Here is a 20,306-nt window from a genome sequence, read left to right on the forward strand (position 1 = left end):
CCGCGGATGTCCTGCTCCGCAATCGTGTGAGCCGTGCCGCGTAGGGGCTCTGGAAGTCCCGCGGCGTACACTGTTCCTGTCCTCCCCACTCCGAACCCCGAGTCTCCATGTTGGCAAGCAAGGCATGCTGGGTCCTCTTCGCCGCCCTCTGTCTGGCCGTGGGCCTGTATCCCGTGAGCTACTTCCTCGCGGCCTCGAACTTCGGGCTCCGTGCCTCGAAGAGCATCGAACTCCTGGCCGACCCCGTCTGGAACGCGGCCTTCTACACGCACATCGCCCTGGGAGGACTCGCGCTGGCCGTCGGCTGGACCCAGTTCGTCACGAGACTGCGACTCAAGCGCCCCGGGGCGCACCGGCTCCTTGGAAAGGTCTACGTCGGAGCAGTCCTGTTGAGTGGACTTGCTGGCGTCTACATCGGCTTCTTCGCCACGGGGGGCGTCGTCGCCGCGTCGGGCTTCATCAGCCTGGGCATCGTCTGGCTCTCCACCACGGCCTCCGCCTATCGGCTCATCAAACGCCGGCGAATCGAAGAGCACCGGCTCATGATGACCTACAGCTATGCCGCCTGTTTCGCGGCGGTCACCCTGAGACTCTGGATGCCCGTCCTGATTCACGCCATGGGCGACTTCATCGCGGCCTACAGATTCGTCGCCTGGCTCTGCTGGGTTCCCAACCTCGGCGTGGCCTACGTCATCTCGCGCAGACAGCTCCAGGCGCGAGAGCTCGTGCCTTCATGACGAGCCCTCGGTCCTGGACGCGAGGTCGTCTCGCGCATGCCGTCTGACTTCGCCTGCTCATTCGACATCATGGGACAGGTGACGCCGGGACCCTGGCTGCCGGTGACGGTGCCACCGCCGGGCGCTTGAGAGTGCCCCACGTCGCCCAGGGGGCCGGGCCCTTCGTGAAGCCAGGGGCGGGTCTGTGTCGTGTGCGTCTGCCAGAAGGGCTTCTCGAAGGGGCTCTTCTCCTCGGACGAATTCGCCGGCGCCGCGTCCCGCAACGGCCCCAGCACGACTTCCACGGGCGGCGGCGGGGGCGTCAGGCCCAGCAGCTTCTCCAGCTCCGCCTTTCGACGGGTGCCCTCGAAGGCCGAGTCGAGCTCGCTCTTCGTCGGCTTCACCTTGGCGATGTCCTTCTCGCTGTAGGGCGGCGGTTTGCTTTCCTCGACGGCCGTCGTGTTCGCCTTGAGCATGGCCTCCTCGGGCTTCTGTACCGGCTTCTCCGCGGCCTTGCGTGCCGCCTCCGCCTTCTGCCGGGCTTCCTTCGCGCGGCGCTGCGCCTCGGCGGCATCGACCTTCGCTGCACTGCCACCCGTTGCTGTCACTGCCACCATGGGGCTTCTCCTCTGGATGGGGCAGCGAGTCGCCGCCCATGCATTCGAGGAGAAAGAGGGAGGAGGCTCTCCCCCGTCCCAAGAAACTCAGCGCTTCGCCTCACTCCGCTGTCACGCGAGCACCTTCTGGAGCTCCGGCTGGCCGCGGACGCCCAGGACCTCCAGCCGCGCCCGGGCCTCCTCGGCCAGCGTGAGCGCCCTCGCCACGGTCTCGTCGTCGTGCGCGGCCTCGCCCGCCCACACGGCCTCGTTGATAAACTCCTCCGCTTCAGGACATATCGCCCGGAAATTCTTGGGATGCCCTCGGGCTCATTCCCCCGTTCCCCTGACCGCATCGGCGGGCCCGCGCTGAATCGCGCACGGAGCGAAGGGGGGAATCCACTCTGGCGATGCGCCGTGAATCCTCATCCTGAAGGAGTTATTCCATGAAGTCGGTCGCCGGCGGCCAGCCCCTCACGGAATCGCTGTCAGCGGGCGATTCCGTCGAGCGCGGCGATGCTCTTCGCCGGCAGCGCGAGTGACGCCGCGGCCACGTTCTCTCGCAGGTGCGCGACCGACGACGTGCCCGGGATGAGCAGGATGTTCGGTGCGCGGTGCAACAGCCACGCGAGCGCGACCTGCATCGGTGTCGCGCCCAGCTCGCTCGCCACTTCCGACAGCGTCGAGGACTGGAGCGGCGTGAAGCCTCCGAGCGGGAAGAACGGCACGTAGGCGATGCCCTGCTTCGCCAGCGTGTCGATGAGCGCGTCGTCTCCGCGATGCGCCAGGTTGTAGTGATTCTGCACGCACACGATTTCGGTGAGCGCTTGCGCCTGCCCGACCTGACGTGCCGTCACGTTGCTGAGGCCGATGTGGCGGACGAGCCCCTCGCGCTTGAGCTCGATGAGGACGGCGAGCTCCTTGTCGAGAGGGCCTTCCGTCGGCGTCATGCTCATCATGCGCAGGTTCACGACGTCGATTGCGTCGAGCCCGAGGTGGCGCAGGTTGTCCTGGATGCCCTCGCGGAGCTCGGTGGGCGATAGCGCCGGGAGCCACGACTTGTCCTCGCCACGCCGCCCACCCACCTTCGAGACGATGACGATGTGCTTGGGATACGGATGCAGCGTGGCGCGAATGAGCTGATTCGTGACGTGGGGCCCGTAGGCGTCGCTCGTGTCGAAGTGGTCGATGCCGAGGGAAATCGCCTCGCGCAGCACCGCCGCGGCCGCTTCCACATCACGCGGCGGTCCCCAGACGTGCGGGCCCGCGAGCTGCATGGCGCCATACCCCATGCGGTGCACCGTCAGCGATGTGCCAGGGAAAGTGAATCGACCGCCGAGCGTGTCTGTATTCGTCATGGGCTCGAATCTAACGCTGGCCCCGATTCACACTAGCAAATAGCATGAATGCCAATCATGAATGCTGTGAGTGCCAGGGAACTCGACCTCAACCTGTTGCGCGTGCTCGTCGCCGTCGCCGACACGGGCTCGGTCACGAAAGCGGCCGCGGGGCTCTACCTCACGCAGTCGGCGGTGAGCGCGGCGCTCGCCCGGCTCAGCGTGTCGTTGGACACGCCGATGCTCGCGCGCCACGGCCGTGGCGTGATTCTGACCAGCCGGGCCGCGCGCCTCGTGACCGAGGTCCGCCCGCTGCTCGAGGCGATGCTCCAGGCCGCGCTCGCACCGGCGCGCTTCGACCCCCGCACGAGCGAGCGAATCGTCCGCCTCGGGCTGGCCGACTTCGCGGACGAGTGGCTGCTGCCGCCGCTGTTGCGCCGGCTCGGACGCGACGCGCCCAAGATGCGGCTCGTCTGCACGCCGGTCCAGTTCCGCACGGTGGTCGATGCGCTGGCGACCCGCCGGGTCGACCTCGCGGCCACGGTCATCGACACGCTGCCGCGCGGCATCCTGCGCACGCCGCTCGTCCGTGGCCACTTCGTCTGCCTGTTCGACCCGCGCCACGTGCGCCTCGGCGCGAGACCCAGCAAGCGCGCGTATCTCGCGCAGGAGCACGTCATCGTCTCCTTCAACGGAGACCTCCGCGGCACGGTCGAGGACAGGTTCGGCGTCGAGCGACGCGTCCGGTGCTCGGTCGCGAGCTTCAGCGCGATTGGAGCCATCGTCGACGGCGGCGAACTGGTGGCGACCTTGCCCGAGGCCTTCGCGGCGCAGCTCCAGCGGCAGCGGCCGCATCTTCGCACCGCGCCCTTTCCCTTCGCGCATCCCGCCGGCGGCATGGACCTGCTCTGGCCCGCCGCGCTGGACGAGGACGAGGCGTTCGCCTTCGTGCGCGCCGCGATGCTCGATATCGCCAGGCAGACGCCCGCGGTGAGGCCCAAGCTCGATGCCGCGGTCCGCGAGCTCACGGAGCCGATGGTCCCGTCCTGACCCGGTGGTCCGGTCTGCGGCCCGCACGTCAGCGACGTGAAGGCGTTCATGCCTTCCCGCCAGGGGGCTTGCGCTGCCGCTATTCTGCGTTACTATGTACCGGTAGTCAGCAGTGCTGAGTAGTTCGGGGAGTGTTTCGTGGGCAAGCAGATGACGGAGATGCTCAAGGGCACGCTGGAGGGCATCGTCCTGGCGATCCTGTCCTTGCGGCCGGAGTACGGCTACGAAATCACGGCGCGGCTGCGGGAGATGGGCTTCACCGACATCGCCGAGGGCACCGTCTATGCGTTGCTCGTCAGGATTGAGCAGCGCGGTCTGGTGGGCGTGGAGAAGGTCCCGTCCGAGAAGGGGCCGCCGCGCAAGGTGTACTCGCTCAACGCGCAGGGACAGGCCTATCTCGAAGAGTTCTGGCGGACGTGGAGCTTCCTCACTGAACGGCTCGACCAACTCCAAAAAGGAGGCAGATGACATGTTCATCTCAAGGTTCATCTCGAAGGTGATCGGCGAGAAGGCGCAGTGGCGGCAGTACAAGGCGCGCACGAAACAACTTCCCGCGAGCTATCGCACGGCGGTCGAGGCGCTGGAGCGGTACCTGATGTATTTCGGGACGGGAGGCGACGGGACCGCCATCTATGCGGACCTCGTCGACCTGTTCGAACAGAGCGCGGCGAACCGGACCCCCATCCGCCAGGTTGTCGGGGAAGACCCCGTGGAGTTCATCGAGACGTTCGTCCGGAACTACCCGAAGGGGCAGTGGATCCTCCGGGAGCGGGAGCGGCTGACCCGCGCGCTCGAGCACGCCGCCGAAGAAGAAGCGAAGGGCCTTTGATGCAGACACAGCACGGCGCCCACGTGCTGCGTTCGTAACGAACTCCACGCTGTCAGCGCACCAGAACCGAGCAAGGACGCCGTCGAGCCCCAGGGCTCCGACAGGCATTGCGACGTCGCGATTCACCGCGCTCTTGAAACACGAGCAGCAACAGACCCGGGACGCCAGCTCGCGAAGCACGAGGGCAGGCGTCGCGTCGCTGTACAAGCAATGCGTTTCAGACCCTCTCACAGAGCAAAGGAAGTGAGTCATGTTGGAGACGACACGCGTACCCGTGGTGCACGGACACGTCGAGGACGGCTGGGGGAAGGTGGCCGATGTCTTCCGGGCGAACTTCGAAGGGACCCCTGGTGAGGTCGGCGCGGCGTGCTGCGTCTACGTGGATGGCCGTCCCGTCGTCGACTTGTGGGGCGGCCTCGCCGCTCGCGAGGCGAACCGTCCATGGAACGAAGACACCCTCGCGCTGGTCGCATCCACGACCAAGGGCGCGACGGCGATCTGCGCCCATCTGCTGGCACAGCGCGGCGAACTCGAGCTGGACGCCCCGGTGGTCAAGTACTGGCCGGAGTTCGGCGCTGCCGGCAAGGCGCATATCCCCGTGCGCTGGCTGCTCTCACACCAGGCCGGTCTGCCCGTCGTCGACGGTCCGCTGACGTTCGAGGATGCCTGTGCGTGGCACCCGGTCATCCGGGCACTCGAGGCGCAGAAGCCGGAGTGGCAGCCGGGCACCGAGCACGTCTACCACGGCATGACCTTCGGGTTCCTGGTCGGGGAGGTCGTGCGGCGAATCACTGGCAAGTCGCTCGGCACCTTCTTCGCCGACGAGGTCGCCGCCCCGCTCGGGCTGCGCGCCTGGATAGGGCTGCCCGAGGCGCAAGAGGGGAGGGTGGCGCAAATAGAGTATGCCGCTCCATTCACATTGGAGGAGATGACCGCCGGGATGATTGAGACCACGGGCCTCGATAGGGAGACGGTCATCGCCTGGATGAACGCCGTGTGGGGCCCGGACTCCATCCAGGCCCGCGCCGGCCAGCTCGGCGGCGCCTTCGACCACACCAGCGGCTACATGAATACGCGTGCCTTTCGCGCCGCTGAGTTCCCTTTCGGGAACATGTTCTCGGACGCGCGTTCGCTGGCGCGGATGTATGCGGCCACGGTGAGCGACGTCGACGGCGTGCGGCTGCTGAATCCGGAGACAGTGGAGAAGATGACCGTCGTCCACACCGACAAGACGAGGATGAACGGGCTGCCGCCGGGACTGGATGTTCCGGCCAACCGCTCCTTCAACATGTCGCTCGGGTTCTGGCGAGCCTGCCCGCCGATGCCCCTCGTCGGGCCCGGGTCGTTCGGCCATCCCGGCTCCGGCGGCTCGATTGGCTTCGCCGACCCCGATGCCAGTGTCGGCTTCGGCTACGTCACGAACCTCTGGTCCTTCCGGATCGGCGAACCGCGAGCGTCAAACCTGGCCGCGGCCGTCGTCGCCTGCCTCGGGGCTCGACACTGAGGCGCTGCTCGACTCACCAGGAGCTTCGTCCGGCGCGTTCCATCGCGAAATCGTGTCCGCGCGGTGGGCTGGCGCGAGGCGACGGCTCAGCGCGCGGAGAGCGAGATGGCGCGCAGGTTCTTCTCCGCGCCCCCGAGGACCATGGAGGTGCCATCGGCGGAGAAGGCGATGGCTCGAAGCGAGCGGGTGCCGGCCTTGTACGCGCTCCATCGCCCATCGTGTCCGAGCTCGATGACCAGGCCGTTGTTGGTTCCAATCACACCCAGACCCTCTCCGCGAAAACAGATGGAGTCGCCACGGGTGTTCGTGCCGCCCGTTACTCGGCGTGCGAGTGTGCCCAACGAGTGGCGAGCGAGTTCGGCGCCGCTCGCCGCATCCAACACGAGCATGTCATGGCTCACTCCTCCGCCGACGGTCATCAACCAGTTCGACGTGGGGTCGAGGGCCATGGCGGCGACGGTGCCCTCGGTGACGAGCCGCGACGGCGCGCGCTGCCATAGCAGGCGGGAGTCGGCGACCCGCACCGCGGAGATGCGGGAGAAGGAGGTGGCTGTGTAGAGGACATCGCCCTCGGGCGACAGGACCGCGCACACCTCCTCATCGAGCCACTGGGACGGCAGCAAGGGCTGGCACCCGAGGGTGGTCCGGGAGACCCGCACCATGGACGGCTCCGGCGTCACCAGGGCAGGCACGGCGGCGGCGAGGGCCGGGTCCACTCGGCGTGTCTCTGTCTTGACTACGTCTCCGTCGCGGAACGTCTCCGCCCAGTTCGGCGACTGTGCGATGAACTGCTCGTCGTCAATCCATGCAAAGGGGCGCATGACGGGCAGGGTGTGCGCGACCTGGAAGGTGTCCAGGTCTATCAACTGGCAGCAGGCTGCTCGGCCAGCGAGCAGCGGGCCTCCCGTGAGGAGCCAGCGTCCGCTGGGCGAGAGCGCACCGGGGCCCAGCGGGCCCGTCAGCTCGGCCTCGATTTCAAGGCGGGTGCCACTGCGCCGCAGCAGCCGACCGGGCTGGTCGGCATGGCCGGGCGCCTCGATGACCAGGAGCGAGCCCCGTGGCTCGAAGGCGAGGAACCGGACGTACGGGACGGTGTCCTTCGCCAGGGGCGTGGACGCCGCGCGGGGAGGCGCGGGTGCGAACCTGGGAAGCAACTCCGTGCAGTCGATCAGTCGCATGCGGGGATGATATCCCGTGAGCGTCGAGACCTTGTCGACTTCATTTCGGTGGGGCGCGGAGTCAAAGGAGACACTCGACGTCGTCGCGGCCGGGGCGAGCGAAGGCAAGCGGACATGATAGGGTTTGCGTCCTCATGGACCTGCAAGCCGAACTCCGTATCGCCCTGGCGGAGGGCTTTGTCTCGCGGGACGAGGCGGACGCGTTGCTGGAGGAGGCGCGGCGTCGAGGGGTCGGGCTCCTGGCCTTGCTCGCGGAGAAGGGTCGGCTCTCGGCGGCGGAGCTCCCATCGCCGCGCGTCCATGCCGCGCGCTCTCCTGTTCATGACGCCGATGCGACCGTGTCGGACGGCAAGGACGCCCACCTCGGGAAGCCCTCGGACTCGGAGCCCGCCTTTCCGGTGCCCGGCTGGGAGCGGTATCAGCCGGTGCGCTTCCTGGGCAAGGGCGGCATGGGGCAGGTCTTCCTGGCGCATGACCCACGGCTGCGCCGCCAGGTCGCCCTGAAGTTCGTGCTCGGTGGCGCCCCCGAACTGGTGCGACGCCTGCTGTCCGAGGCGTCCGCGCAGGCTCGCGTGGAGCATGAGCGCGTGTGCAAGGTGTACGAGGTGGGCGAGGTCCAGGGACACCCGTACATCTCCATGCAGTACGTGCAAGGACTGCCCCTCCACCAGCTCGCCTCCGAGCTGACCGTGGAGCAGAAGGTGCTGGTCCTGCGCGACATCACCGAGGGCGTCCATGCCGCCCATCGTGCCGGGCTCATCCACCGGGACCTCAAGCCCTCCAACATCCTGGTGGAGCGCGCCGAGGACGGTCGCCTCCGTCCCTACGTCATGGACTTCGGCCTGGCGCGCGACTGGAAGGAGGGCGTCACCGCCACCGGCTCCGTGCTGGGCACGCCGCACTACATGGCCCCCGAGCAGGCCCGGGGAGAGGTGTCCCGCCTGGACCGACGCGCGGACGTCTACAGCCTGGGCGCCACGCTGTACCACCTGCTGACGGGCCGGGCCCCCATCTCCGGAGACAATGCCCTGGAGGTGCTCGCGAACGTGGCCACCGTGGAGCCCCGCCCGCCCCGCGCGCTGGATGCGGCCATCCCCGAGGACCTGGAGGCCATCGTCCTCAAGTGTCTGGAGAAAGAGCGTGGCGCCCGTTACGGCTCCGCGCGCGAACTGGCGGAGGAGCTGGAGCGCTTCCTCGCGGGAGAGCCCGTGCGCGCGCGCCTCGCCGGGCCGGGCTACCGCCTGCGCAAGCGGCTGCGCAAGCACCGCGTGCTCGCCACCGTCGTCGGCCTGGCGATGGTGCTGACGGGCGCGGCGCTGGGACAGGCCGCGTACACCCGCCAGGAGGCCGCCCGCCGCGAACGCCTGGCCCAGCGCTTCACCGAGCAGGTGGAGCGCGTCGAGGCGCTGGCCCGCTACTCCGGCCTGTCGCGGATGCACGACACGCGCGAGGACCGCGAGGAGCTTCGTGGGCACCTGGAGGCGCTGGCGGGGGAGGTGCGCGACGCCGGTGCGCTGGCCGCCGGACCGGGCCAGTACGCCCTGGGGCGCGGCTTCCTGGCGCTGGGCGAGGAGGCCACGGCGCGCGGGCACCTGGAGGCCGCGTGGCGGCAAGGCTACCGCGAGCCCCGCGTCGCCTGGGCGCTGGCGGTGGTGCTGGGACACCTGTACCAGGAGGCGCTGCTGGACGTGGAGCGCCTGCCGGACGCCGCCCAACGCCAGGCTCGCCGCGAGGCCCTGGCGCGCGACTACCGCGAGCCGGCCCTGACCTGGCTGCGCTCGAGCGAGGGCGCGGAGGTGCCCTCCATGGACTACGTGGCGGCGCTGTTCGCCTTCTACGAGGACCGGCTGGACGAGGCGCTGGCACGGCTGGAGCCGGCGGGACGGCGCAGGGCGTGGTTCCACGAGGCGCACCTGCTGCGCGGCGACATCCTCCAGACGCGGGCCGCGCGGCGCTGGAATTCGGGGGACCGGGACGGCGCGCGCGCGGACCTGGAGGCGGGACGCAGGGCCTGCGCGGACGCGGCCGCCACCGCCGAGAGCGTGCCCGACGTCCACTTCGCGCTGGCGAGGCTGGAGTACACCGCGCTGGTGATGGAGCTGTATGGCCAGGGAGACGTCCAGCCCCCGTACACCCGTGGCCTGGAGGCGGTGGCGCGGGCGCTCGCGGCCGATGCGGGCTTCGCGCGGGCGAAGGTGTTGGAGGCACGCTTCCACAACCGCATGGCGGAGCACGGGATGATGCGGGGCGAGCCGGTGGAGCCGCTCCTCGAGAAGGCGATGGCCTCCGCGAGGGAGGCGCTGGCCTTCCGCCCCGAGCCCGTCAAGGCGCGCATGGAGCTGGGGCAGAGCCTGCGGCGCCAGGCCCGCGCGCTGGAGGCCCGGGGGCTGGACCCCAGCGAGCCGCTGCGACAGGCCATCGAAGCGCTGGAGGGCGTCCCCGAGAAGGCGCGGGATTACGAACTGCACGCCACGCTCGGCCTGGTCTTCAGCATCCAGGCCGACCGCGCGGAGGCCACGGGAAAAGACCCGCTGCCCGCTCGAGGGCGGGCCATCCAGGCCTACCGCGAGGCCATCCGCCTGAACGAACAGCTGCCAGATGCCTGGCTCAACCTGGGAACGAACCACCTGTCGCGGGCCACCTTCCCGAGCTCGCCCGACGCGGAAGGAGACCTGGAAGGGGCCCGCGTCGCGCTGGAGAAGGCCCGGACGCTCAACCCGGGAAACTTCGTGACGTACTTCCTGGGAGGCCAACTCCACCAGGAGCTGGCGGGCCGGCGCTCGCGCCAGGGCGGTGACGCCCGGCCGGACCTGGAGACGGCGCTGGACCTCTACCAGCGTGGCATCGCCATCAACGCGCGCATCCCCCAGTTCCACCTGGGGGAGAGCGCGGTGTTGCTGGAGCTGGCGCGGGAGGCCTGGGACCGGGGAGGGGACCCGTTCCCCCTGTTGGAGCGTGCTCGGAGCGCCTGCGCGCGGGCCATCGCCGTGGCCCCCAGGCAAGGCTATGGACAGAACAACCTGGGCGAGGTGCACGCCGCGCGCGCCCTGTACCGGTGGCTGATGGGTGAGAATCCGGAGGCGGACGCTCACGAGGCCGAGACGGCCTATCGCGAGGCGCTCGCGCTGCTGCCCGGTCTGGCGCATCCCTGGGCCAACCTGGCGAAGCCGCACCACCTGAGTGCCACGTTCGCGCTGGAGCACGGACGCGACCCGTCCCCTGCGCTGGCAAAGGCCCTGGAGGCCCTCCGCGAGGCCTTCGCGCGCAATCCCGAGGAGGCCCAGGCCTGGCTGTACCAGGGGCGGGTCCACGAGGTGCGTGCGAGCTGGCTGGCCTCGCGCGGCCAGCGAGAGGCCGCGGGCGAAGCCTTCGACGAAGCGGCAAGGGCCTTCGAGAAGGCGCTCCAGCTCAAGCCCGGGCGACAGGACCACCAGGTCGCTTTCGGTCAATTCTGCCGGGTGCGCGCCCTCTGGGCGGAGGCCTTGGGGCAGGCGCCTGGCCCGTGGCTGGAGCGAGGGTTGGGTGTGGCCGACACGCTGCTCATCGCGCGCCCGGAGTGGGCGGAGGCGCTGCTGCTGCGCGCGAGCCTGCTGCGGGTGAAGGAGGCGAGGCTGACCGCCTCCGGTGAACAGCGGGTGGGGGGCGGCATGCGGGAGGCGGCTGACGCGGCGCTCGCGCGAAACCCCCACCTGGGGCACCTCTGGGCGCGGCAGGCCCCAGCGGTGTCCCAGGCCGCGCCCTGAGGGGACTCACCTTGGCCCGCGGGCGTCCTCCTCTTCATTCGTGGAGGTCGCTACCTCCAGCTTGCCGATGATGACGTCCATGGGAGGGATACGCGCCGCGCTCCCCTGGGGGGCACAGCCAGGGCCGCCCGTGTTTCCCACGAATTTGATCTGCCCGGAGGAGACCCCTGGCGCGAGGGTCAGCTGACAGCTCTGACCTTTCTCGAGGGTGATGGTCCCAAGGGCTCCCATCTTCTTTTGACATTCATCGGCGAGGGTGAGGCATTTCGGCTGCGGCTGGGAGAGGTCGAAAGTCATTTCTCCAGCGAAGAGGACGTAGGTGGCGGCCTGGCATTTCGAGTCGAACGTGATGGTCCCCCCGGGGTCGACGCAGCGGTTGACGTCGCCGAGGCCATCCACCTCGACCGCTGTCTGACCGCTGGTCTTGAGGGCAGGGCAATAATATTGCCGGACCGGCCCCGTCCCTGCCCCGTTGGCGCTGTCCCCGGGTCTGGCATTTCTCCCGCCGCATCCCAGCGTTCCCAGCAGCCCCGCCATCACCCAACGACGAAACCAAGCCCTCGACTCGTTCCTGCTCATGTCTGTCCAATCCTCCTGAGTGATTCAATTGCAACGGTTGGACCAGCGTGCCCTTCAGCCCAGGCCGAGCTCCTTGAGCCTGCGGCCCAGCGCGCGCCGGGAGACCTCGAGTTGGCGCACCATGGCGTCCAGGTCCCCCTTGCAGGCGTGGAAGCACCGGGTGAGTTCCTCCACGCTCAGGTCTCCGGCGGTGCGCAGGTCGGGATTGCGCTCGATGAGGTCATAGATGGAGGTGCGGTGGATGCCGAGCCGGTCCGCGGCGGCCTGGAAGTCCCAGCCTCCCTCGCGCAGCGCGGTGAGCAGCTCCGCCGAGGAGATGTCCGCGGGCTTGCGGCGGGAGGCGGAGGGCGCCGAGGTGGAGGGCGCGCTGGTGGGGCGGCCCACGAGGGGAGCCCCGACGGGGAACAGCTCCTCTTCGAGCTGGGCGTCGAGCCTCAGGCGGGACTGGCCGCGGCTGCCGATGACGAGCTGCCTTACCACGTTGCGCAGCTGCCGGAGGTTGCCTGGCCAGCCGTGCCGCACCAGGCGCACCGCGAGCGGGGCTGGGAGCCAGGGCTCGCGGAAGGGGTCCCCGGGACTCAGCCGGTGCGCCTCGCCCAGCGCTTCCAGTTCCTCGCGGGCGAAGTGGTGGAAGAGTGGCCCCACATCCTCGGGCCGCTCGCGCAGGGGGGGCACGCGGATGGAGTAGCCGGCCAGCCGGTGCAAGAGCGGCGCCTTGAAGCGGCCGTCGCGAATCTGCTCCTCCAGGTGCGCGTCCGTGGCGGCCACCAGCCGCACGTCCACGGCGATGGGCGTGCGCGAGCCGACCGGATAGAGCTCCCCTGTCTCCAGCACGCGCAGCAGCATGACCTGGACCTCGGGGGGCGCCTCGCCCACCTCATCCAGGAACAACGTGCCGCCCTGGGCCGCCTGGAAGAAGCCGTCCTGGTCCTTCACCGCGCCGGTGAAGGCCCCCTTGCGTGCGCCGAACAGCTCGGAGGCCGCGAGCTCCCGGGGGATGGCACCCAGGTTGATGCTGACGAAGGGCCGCAGCCGCCGGGGGCTGCGTTGGTGGATGGCGCGGGCGATGAGCTCCTTGCCGGAGCCCGTCTCGCCCCGGATGAGCACGGACACTCCCAGGTCCGCCACCTGCTCGACGTGGTGGCGCACCCGCTGGATGCCGGCGCTGGCTCCCACCATGCCCAGCATGTCCTGGCCCCTGGGGGACGGGGGCGCCGCCAGGTGCAGCAGCACCACCACGCGGCCAGCCAACACCAGCGGCACCCCGGCGGCGACCTCCTTGGAGGACAGCTCCCAGGTCCCCTGGAGCGGCTCAGCGCCGAGCGAGACCTTGGCGCCCTCGGCCGGTGACAGCCGGAGGCCTCCGTGCGGGCCGGGCGAGAGGACCAGCGGCTTGCGGCTGATGAATGGGTCGGCCAGATGCGAACCCAGGGCCGAGCCAGGAGGGATGAAGGCCGGGGCATTGCGGGACAGCTCCACCTCGCGGCCGGCGGCGAGCGCCTCAAGCAGCACGCGGTCCCCCACGCGGTGGGGCTGGGGATGCGAGACGACGGTCAGCGCCGTGAGGAGCGGTGCGCCGCGAGGGTGCCACTCCTCGCCAGACTCGGGAACGTTCGCCGTGGAGAAGTCCTCCAAGGGGGGCTCGCGCATGAAACTCCAGAGGGGACCGCCGCGGGAGCCGTGACTCTACTTCGGCCCGCTCCGCTCGTTCCTCTCACGAAGCAGGGTGACTGCCGACCCGGCCCGTCGGAGCGAATCGAGCAGGACGACGGTCCACACGTGGCGGCGTGGGCTCGACGCGTGGAAGTGCCTCCTGAAAGGGACGCTGGCGGGGACGCTCCTCGCGGGCCCCATTTCCACGGCGTGGCATCCGCGTTGCTCATGCGCCGCCCGACTGCATTCCGCGGTCTGCCGTCTCTCCAAGGAGTCCCATCATGCGTACCTGGAAGAAGCCGCGCCTCTCCGCCGCCGTCGCACGGCGTCCTCGTCTTGGCGCCGGGCTCGGGGCCGTCTTCATGGGCCTGGTCGCGCTGAGCACGGGTTGCGGCGAGGCAGGGGAGTCGGGCAACGAAGAGACCTTCTCCGCCCTCGCGCCGCAGGACCTGCAGGGCACTCCAGTCACCTGCCAGCAGGTCAAGAACGCCAATCCCTCGGCGAGGGATGGTGAGTACACGCTGTACTTCAACGGCTATCGCTTCCAGCCCTGGACGGCCTGGTGCCATGACATGGCCGGCACGCCCACCGAGTACCTGACGCTGAAACAGACGGGCGCCTCCAACTACTCCCAGTACACCGTCGGCGGGGAAACGATTGGAGAAACCGTGCGCACGACCTATTTCAGGCTGCGCATCGACCCCCTCACCCTGCGCGTGAACACCGCGGACCAGCGCTTCTCCTCCTCCACGGGAGGGCTCTACTTCATGGGCTCCCTGGTGAGCTCGATGCCGTACGCCTCGGCCATGTCCTGTAACAGGAGCGCCGCAGGCGCAGCCAACCTCGACCTGCGCGACACCCCCTTCAGCGTGGCGACCAACCAATTCTCCCTCGGGGGGTATCTTCCGTCTGGCACCAGCAACTACAGCCAGTCGGACCAGGTCGTCGACATGCTGGGGGGCGGCTGGTGCGGCTGGAACTCGCTCACCGGCATCAGCAACCCCTCCAACCAGAACGGCGGCCTGTTGCAACTCAAGCTCACGCACAACAAGCCCAGGTCATGCGAGGAACTCAAGGACGCCTATGGCTATTCGGGGGATAACGAATACACGCTGTACATCAATGGCAACCCCAACAAGCCCTGGCAGGTGTGGTGCCGGAACATGGCTGGCACGCCCCTCGATTACCTGGTGTTGAGGAATGTGGGCGCCTCCAACTACTCCCAGTACACCGCTGGGGGCGCCTCTCCAGGCATCAGCGTGCGCACGTCCTACTCCAGGTTGCGCATCGATCCACTCAACCTGTACGTGGTCATCACGGACCGGACCTTCACCACTTCCACGGGGGGGCTCCTTCACGGCAACAGCGTCCCGGTGAACTCGATGCCGTACGCCACGGCCATGTCCTGTGATGGGACCGCCTCGGGCATGGCCAATCTCGACCTGCGAGGCACCTCCTTCAGCGTGTCGAGCAACCCCTTCGCCCTCAGTGGCTATGTGCCGGTCGGAAACACCCAGGTCATCAACGCCCAGGTGTTCAACCTGACAGGGGGCGGCTGGTGCGGTTGGAACTCGGTCTACGGTTTCACCGACCCCCTCAACGGCACCAACGAGCACCTGTCCCTGGTCTACACCCCCTAGAAGTCCTGTCGCGCCTGGAGCCCGAGGCTCACCCCCTCAGCCTCGGCGCTCCGCTCTTGCGCGCTGATGAGGGGCGTGGGCCATGCGCTGGAATGCAACGCATGGGGGAAGATGCGCGCATCCACCCGGTGGGGTTAGCGGGTCGCGGCTTGGGGCGAAGGCTCGTGGGCGAGCCGGGTCTCCAGCCTGGAGCGCCACTTCAGCGCGGGCCGCTCCACGCCGTGGTGAAGCGCGAGTGACGCGAGCAGCACCGCTACGGCGCCACCCAGCAGCGTGGCGGGGTGGAAGGTGTCCAGGCCATAGGGCTCCAGCGCGACACGGACGCCGTGCTGCACGGCCTTGTGGGTGAGATAGACGGTGAAGCTCAGCACCGCGAAGGTCCTCACGCCGGGGATGCGGGCGCACACGCGCGAGGCGGTGGGGCCCGCCATGGCCACGAGCAGCGCCGCGTAGCCCACCGACGTCAGGGGGAACGCGAGCATCGTGTGGGCCAGGTAGCGGAAGTGTTCCTCGTTCAGCCAGAACACGCTGGCCAGGCAAGCGACTCCCACCAACGCCAGGCCTCCGGCGCGGGCCCCTCGTGTCCACCGCTCCCAGGCCGCGGGCCGGAAGACGCGCAGCGCCGCGAGCAATACGCCACACGTCAGTCCGTCGAGCCGCGCATACGTCGGGTAGTACAGGAGCGTGTCGTAGCCACGCCACCCGGCTTCATCTGGCCCGAGCATGGAGAAGTGGCGCTGCCACAGGCCGGCCCGCAGGAGCATGCCTGCCACCATCAAACCCACCGCGCCCGTGAGGAGGTGCGGTGCCCGGACGCGCCCGCGCAGCGCGAGCACGCAGAGGGGCAGCACCAGGTAGAAGTGTTCCTCCACGCACAGCGACCACGCGTGAGAGAAGCCGTTCAGGCTCAGTCCGAAGTTCTGCGTGAAGGTGAGGAAGCGCCATGCGGGTGTCTCCACGGGGCGTTCACTCCACGCGGGAACGAAGAGGTACAGCGCCACCACGATGAGATAGGGCGGCAGGATGCGCATCGAGCGCCGCAGGTAGAAGCGCTTCAGGGAGGGTGTCTCGCCCCGCGCCACCGGCTCCAGGAGCTGCGAGCCGATGAGGAAGCCGCTCAGCACGAAGAACAGCTCCACGCCCGTCCATCCGAAGTTGGCGAGCATCCGGTAGGTCTCGTGGCCGTCGGGGCGCGGGTAGTGGAAGAGGACGACGATGACGATGGCCAGGCCCCGGAGCAGGTCCAGGCCGGCGAGGTGGCGCGGTTCGGTGGCGTTCAGCGGAGTCGGCTCTCAGCGGTGGGGATGCGCTGGATGCTAGGGGACCTCGCCAGGAGTGCGGCACGAAATCCCGCGCCCCGGATGCACTTCGTCAGGTCTCGCCTTCGGGAATGCGGGGAGAGCCGGGACGCCGTGATTCTGGCGCACGCCAGGGCGGGCCTCCCCGGCGGATTCGCCCGCAGCCGCATCCGTGCCGCCTCGCGCTGTCGGGTCGCGAACTGAGACGCGCTGTGATTGCCGCCCCCGCAGGGCGGATATCGGATGCGCTGTTCTCCGGCAAGACGACGGTGGCCGCGTGGAGGACGAAGCCCTCCTGGTACGCGGTTTCGAAGCAGGACAGGACGACCGCGACGGAGCTCGAGCGATTCCTCGCCAGCGCATGAAGGCGACGACCATCGAGCTCGACTCAGGACATCTGTCGCTCATCACGCACGCGGAGGAGATCGCCAACCTCATCTTGCAGGCCGCCGGAGCAGCTCCTGCCTCGAAGCCCGCGAGCGACCCCTCCGAGCGTGACGGCGGACGCTAGCCGTCACCCAGACGCCCGACGTCGACGACTCGCATGCGCGGGCGGCGGGACTCCATTGGGCTGGGAACCCAAAGGCGGGACGACACGGCCTCCTGTGGCCGCGCCGCCCCGGATGCCGGGCTAGAGCTCGTTCATGATGAGCAGGCCGCGCGACGTGTCGACGATGTACACGTAGCCGTCGCCGGGGACGCGGATGCCGAGGGCGCCTTCGAAGACGTCGTCGGTGCGCCCCGGGTCCGTCTCGCGGTGGGTATTGTAATAGGCCACCTGCCGGGGCTGCGTGGGATTGGACACGTCCAGCACGCGCACACCCTCCTGGTACCATGCGACGTACAGGCGCGTGCCCACCAGGAGGATGTTGTGGATGGAGGTGGTGGGCCGGAGCCTGAACTCGCCAATCTTCACGATGTGCGCCGGGTCACTGGCGTCCAGCACGCGCAGGTGCGCGCCATGGTTCTCACCGCCCTCGAAGACGAGGGTGCGCCCGGCGAAGGTGCCCACCGCGTTGTGATGGGCGGTGGTGTTTGGGTATGTGTAGGTCCCCAGCAGCTTCAGGTCGTTCGGGTTCTCGACGTCGACGACCTTGAGTCCACCCTCGAAGTGACTGATGTAGAGCTTGCCCTGGTAGGCGAAGGCGTCATGCGCCCCGTCGTAGGGGCCCACCAGGGGAAGCGCGAGCCGCTGCAGCAGCACCGGCTCCAGCGGCGTGGACACATCGAACACGAGCGTGTTGCTCGAGGGCCAGAGCCCCATGCCGTAGAGGCGGTCCCCATCCACCAGCACGGTGTGCACGGCGAAGGGGGCGCTGGAGGGCACGCGGCGCACGAGCCGTGGGTCCGCCGGGTTGGAGATGTCGAAGACGACGATTCCGGTGTCCTGGCTGGCGACGTACAGCGCGTTCTCCTTGACCCACACGCTGTTCCAGAGCTGGTCGTCGGGGAGGCTGATGACCTTCTTCAGCACGGGGTTGCGCCGGTCCGTCACGTCGAAGACGGTGATGCCGCCCGGCTTGCCAGGACGAAGGTACGCATTGGCGGAGACGACGTAGGCGTGGTTCTTCGCGACGAAGATGTCCAGCGGGGTGCCCTGCGCGACGTACGTCTCCGACACGAGCGAAAGGCCGCCGGAGGACTCGACCTCGCCTTCGCGCCACAGCATGCGGTGGGCGTCGGCGGTGGCCCGCTGCACCACCCGACCGTTGACGCACCGGGCGAAGCAGCCCGTGAAGTAGCGGTTGCTGGGGGCCTCACATCCCGCCAGCACGGTGGTGGTGCTTCCCCCGTCCCGGGTCAGGTTGTGGGTGCCGAGGAGCAGGCTGTCCGCGTCGCGCTCCTCGCGTGTGACGGGCGCGTAGAAGAACCTGCTGGGGCCGCCGTCGCCGACGAGGCCCATCGTCACGGTGTAGTACGAGCCCGCCACTCCGCCGTCCGCCAGCGCGGTCTCCTGGCGCAGCCGCACATGGTAGAGGCCGTCCCGAGGGACGTTGGCGAGCGTGGGGGAGTCGCAGGCGGACAGGTCGAAGATGGCCGGGTCGAGGCAGCCTCCAGCGGGGCTCTCGCCCACCTGAGGTACGAGCGCGCAGGACGAGAGCACGCCGGGGTCACCCGTGGCGTCTCCCAGCTCCTCCAGCACGGTGTACGTGCCGTCCCATGGCGGCGTCCCGGCGTCGGGCGGCCCCGCGTCGGGAGTGCCCGAATCCTCGGGGACGCCTGCATCGGGCGTGGGCTGGGGCGAGTCGCGGCAGCCTGGAGCCGCGGAGAGCAGCAGTCCCCAGGTGACGAAGAGCACCCAGGACGGGCGAGGGGAAGACAGCATCGGGAGACCTCAAGGGGGGATGCCACGCATCATTGCGGGCATCAGGATCAAAGCGGCTGCCCCTTTGAGTTCGCTCTGCCCGTGGGAATACTTGCCCGGTGGAGGGGAACAGGGCGTGCGCGGTGGGAAATCGCGTGCGCTGGGCTTCTCTGGTTTCGTGTTTGCAGGCCATGCGGCCCGACGGCTGGACCGCGGCTCGCGGCGGCACGGCCCCTCCCCTCCAGGACGCCCACGCCCATCGTGAGCATTGGGAGGGGACCCTCATCGGGGATGAATGGAATGTTCATGTAGGGCCCTTCGGCGTACTCAACCAGCTTCGGGAGGATCCATCCGCCCGCGCTCAGCGTCACCTGGGAAAGCGAGAGGCGGAGCGCGCGCGGGAGACGGGCCGCCGGGAGGGGCACAAGTGCATGGCGCGGGATGATAGACAAACACCGCTGGGGAGGCGAACCACGGTAGATGGAGTGCATGTGCTCGCGACCTGAGCGCCACGGTCGCGCAAGGCAAAGACGAATCGCCAGGCCCGTGTGTGGCGCTTCGCCTTGCGCTGGCCTCCGTCTCTACCTGATGCCAGACCTTGGATTTGAGCGACAATGACGGCCAATGTCGCCCCACCTCGCCTCCTTCATCTGTGTCCTCGCTGCATTGCCCGCCGCCGCCAACGTGGCCGCATCCACGCGCACGCCAGCGGCCTTCACCCTGTCGCCAGGTCTCGCGCGCACGCGCTCGGAGGTGCTCGGCGAGAAGCTGGACTTCGATTGCGCGGAGGCGGAGCGCGAGGCCGCGTGCCGCTTCGAGGCGCGCTACCGGCTGCGCAATGGAACCTCCGAGGTGGAGGTCATCGATGCCGCCTTTCTGGGACTCCGTACGCATGAGGTGAGCGTCCGATTCGACGAGGAGCCTCTCCCGGTGACGGAAGAGCAGGTCGACCCCAGCGGCCCCACGTCCGGAGCCGGGGAGACCGCACCTGTGCGGTCGCCACCGGAGAATACGTTCCGGCGGCTCGAGCAGCGCTTCGGCTTCACGCTCACGCTTCCGCCCGGGAAAGAAGGGGACCTGGTGGTTCGCGGTGTGGTGCGACTCGAGCGGCGTTTCCTGTCATCGGGGTATGTGTGGCCCGCCATCAAGGCGCGACATGTGCTGCTGTCTCCCGGACCGGCGCGGGCCACGCACTGGGACATCGACTATCTGCTGGGCCCCATCCGGACCTGGGCGGGCAACCCCGAGCTGCACGTCACCGTGCGGGTCCCTTCCACATGGGAGGTGGGCAGCAGTCCGGACGCATCCGCGCGGACAGCTCCGGTGGCCACGGACTGGCGGCTTCGGCACGAGGGCTCGCAGGTGGTGGCGGAGCGGCACCTCACGGCGGCGAGCGCGCCCGAATGGCTCAACGTCACGCTGACGAAGCCCGTGCCGTGGTGGACTCCGGGCGGTGTGCAGTTGGGCCTGGGCCTGCGGAGCCTGGACGGGATCCGCTTGCTGGCGCGGCTCGGCTACCAGTTCGCCGCGCCCGAGGCCTTCCTGCATTCGTTCTCGGCGGAGACGGACTTTCACAAGCAGCTCGTCCTCACGCCCCTCTCGCAGTATGCGACGCCCCAGGTCGCCATCATCCCGAGCCTCGGGCTCGGCCTGGGTGTGCCGGTGCAGGTGCTTCCCGACGTCAGGCCGGGGCTGCGGCTCCTCGTGGACCTGCATTTCGGCCCGGTGGGAGCCGTCCTCAACTGGGACCACTATCCGGAGCTGGGGGAGGGCACGGATTCCTTCTCGCAGTTCCTCCTCCTGTTGCAGGTAGGACTGTAGGCCGGCTTTCGCCCATAGGTGATGACTATCCATCCATTGACGCCAAGGGATTCACGG

At 69.0% G+C, this 20,306-nt stretch carries 18 protein-coding genes; 10 read left to right on the top strand and 8 right to left on the bottom strand.

Going from position 1 to position 20,306, the window contains the following annotated elements; translation table 11 throughout:
* Positions 1 to 107 precede the first annotated feature (107 nt).
* Positions 108 to 737 (top strand): DUF2306 domain-containing protein, encoded by a 630-nt coding sequence (locus G4D83_RS21275; protein ID WP_240356470.1) that lies wholly within the window; start codon positions 108 to 110, stop codon positions 735 to 737.
* Here the strand turns inward: G4D83_RS21275 and G4D83_RS46260 are convergent.
* The 3 genes from G4D83_RS46260 to G4D83_RS21285 all read right to left on the bottom strand — a co-directional run bounded on the left by G4D83_RS46260 (position 686) and on the right by G4D83_RS21285 (position 2,670).
* Positions 686 to 1,333 (bottom strand): hypothetical protein, encoded by a 648-nt coding sequence (locus G4D83_RS46260; RefSeq protein ID WP_240356471.1) that lies wholly within the window; start codon positions 1,331 to 1,333, stop codon positions 686 to 688. The genes G4D83_RS21275 and G4D83_RS46260 overlap by 52 nt on opposite strands.
* Positions 1,334 to 1,444: 111 nt before the next feature.
* Positions 1,445 to 1,576, bottom strand: coding sequence for a hypothetical protein (locus G4D83_RS46885; RefSeq protein ID WP_255203136.1), 132 nt, complete (start codon positions 1,574 to 1,576; stop codon positions 1,445 to 1,447).
* Between the two features lie 224 nt (positions 1,577 to 1,800).
* On the bottom strand, positions 1,801 to 2,670 hold the full coding sequence (locus G4D83_RS21285) for an aldo/keto reductase family oxidoreductase (RefSeq protein WP_163866643.1): 870 nt from the start codon (positions 2,668 to 2,670) through the stop codon (positions 1,801 to 1,803).
* 57 nt (positions 2,671 to 2,727) lie between these two features.
* Here G4D83_RS21285 and G4D83_RS21290 point away from each other — a divergent pair, with 57 nt between their 5' ends.
* The 4 genes from G4D83_RS21290 (at position 2,728) to G4D83_RS21305 (ending at position 6,032) form a co-directional block, all read left to right on the top strand.
* Positions 2,728 to 3,699 carry a LysR family transcriptional regulator gene (locus tag G4D83_RS21290; RefSeq protein WP_163866644.1) on the top strand — a complete coding sequence of 324 codons (972 nt, stop codon included), beginning with the start codon at positions 2,728 to 2,730 and terminating at the stop codon, positions 3,697 to 3,699.
* Between the two features lie 138 nt (positions 3,700 to 3,837).
* Positions 3,838 to 4,167: a PadR family transcriptional regulator gene (locus G4D83_RS21295; RefSeq protein WP_163866645.1), complete on the top strand. Its 330-nt coding sequence runs from the start codon at positions 3,838 to 3,840 to the stop codon at positions 4,165 to 4,167.
* 1 nt (position 4,168) lies between these two features.
* Positions 4,169 to 4,528 carry a DUF1048 domain-containing protein gene (locus tag G4D83_RS21300; protein WP_163866646.1) on the top strand — a complete coding sequence of 120 codons (360 nt, stop codon included), beginning with the start codon at positions 4,169 to 4,171 and terminating at the stop codon, positions 4,526 to 4,528.
* 250 nt (positions 4,529 to 4,778) lie between these two features.
* Positions 4,779 to 6,032 (top strand): serine hydrolase domain-containing protein, encoded by a 1,254-nt coding sequence (locus tag G4D83_RS21305; protein WP_163866647.1) that lies wholly within the window; start codon positions 4,779 to 4,781, stop codon positions 6,030 to 6,032.
* Positions 6,033 to 6,118: 86 nt separating this feature from the next.
* On the opposite strand, the gene G4D83_RS21310 is transcribed toward G4D83_RS21305, so the two are convergent.
* Positions 6,119 to 7,210 (bottom strand): hypothetical protein, encoded by a 1,092-nt coding sequence (locus tag G4D83_RS21310; RefSeq protein WP_163866648.1) that lies wholly within the window; start codon positions 7,208 to 7,210, stop codon positions 6,119 to 6,121.
* 134 nt (positions 7,211 to 7,344) lie between these two features.
* On the opposite strand from G4D83_RS21310, the gene G4D83_RS21315 reads away from it, so the two are divergent.
* On the top strand, positions 7,345 to 10,953 hold the full coding sequence (locus tag G4D83_RS21315; protein ID WP_163866649.1) for a serine/threonine-protein kinase: 3,609 nt from the start codon (positions 7,345 to 7,347) through the stop codon (positions 10,951 to 10,953).
* A 6-nt stretch (positions 10,954 to 10,959) separates the two neighbouring features.
* On the opposite strand, the gene G4D83_RS21320 is transcribed toward G4D83_RS21315, so the two are convergent.
* Both G4D83_RS21320 and G4D83_RS21325 read right to left on the bottom strand, forming a co-directional pair.
* A complete protein-coding gene (locus tag G4D83_RS21320) occupies positions 10,960 to 11,532 on the bottom strand; it encodes a hypothetical protein (protein WP_163866650.1) in 573 nt (190 codons plus the stop codon).
* Positions 11,533 to 11,586: 54 nt separating this feature from the next.
* Positions 11,587 to 13,182, bottom strand: a complete 1,596-nt coding sequence (locus G4D83_RS21325; protein ID WP_163866651.1) for a sigma 54-interacting transcriptional regulator — start codon at positions 13,180 to 13,182, stop codon at positions 11,587 to 11,589.
* 284 nt (positions 13,183 to 13,466) lie between these two features.
* On the opposite strand from G4D83_RS21325, the gene G4D83_RS21330 reads away from it, so the two are divergent.
* On the top strand, positions 13,467 to 14,825 hold the full coding sequence (locus G4D83_RS21330; RefSeq protein WP_163866652.1) for a GON domain-containing protein: 1,359 nt from the start codon (positions 13,467 to 13,469) through the stop codon (positions 14,823 to 14,825).
* Between the two features lie 134 nt (positions 14,826 to 14,959).
* On the opposite strand, the gene G4D83_RS21335 is transcribed toward G4D83_RS21330, so the two are convergent.
* Entirely contained in the window at positions 14,960 to 16,105 is a 1,146-nt protein-coding gene (locus G4D83_RS21335) for an acyltransferase family protein (RefSeq protein WP_338041937.1), read from the bottom strand.
* Between the two features lie 230 nt (positions 16,106 to 16,335).
* On the opposite strand from G4D83_RS21335, the gene G4D83_RS45570 reads away from it, so the two are divergent.
* Both G4D83_RS45570 and G4D83_RS45575 read left to right on the top strand, forming a co-directional pair.
* A complete protein-coding gene (locus G4D83_RS45570; protein ID WP_205522677.1) occupies positions 16,336 to 16,488 on the top strand; it encodes a hypothetical protein in 153 nt (50 codons plus the stop codon).
* A complete protein-coding gene (locus tag G4D83_RS45575; RefSeq protein ID WP_205522678.1) occupies positions 16,485 to 16,634 on the top strand; it encodes a hypothetical protein in 150 nt (49 codons plus the stop codon). The genes G4D83_RS45570 and G4D83_RS45575 overlap by 4 nt, the downstream gene beginning before the upstream one ends.
* A 120-nt stretch (positions 16,635 to 16,754) precedes the next feature.
* Here the strand turns inward: G4D83_RS45575 and G4D83_RS21345 are convergent, their stop codons facing one another.
* Positions 16,755 to 18,449: an LVIVD repeat-containing protein gene (locus G4D83_RS21345; protein ID WP_163866653.1), complete on the bottom strand. Its 1,695-nt coding sequence runs from the start codon at positions 18,447 to 18,449 to the stop codon at positions 16,755 to 16,757.
* A 603-nt stretch (positions 18,450 to 19,052) separates the two neighbouring features.
* Between G4D83_RS21345 and G4D83_RS21350 the strand changes: the two genes are divergently transcribed.
* Entirely contained in the window at positions 19,053 to 20,249 is a 1,197-nt protein-coding gene (locus tag G4D83_RS21350) for a hypothetical protein (RefSeq protein ID WP_240356472.1), read from the top strand.
* The last annotated feature ends 57 nt before the right edge of the window (positions 20,250 to 20,306 follow it).

Source organism: Myxococcus eversor, from assembly GCF_010894455.1.
Classification (GTDB): domain Bacteria; phylum Myxococcota; class Myxococcia; order Myxococcales; family Myxococcaceae; genus Myxococcus; species Myxococcus eversor.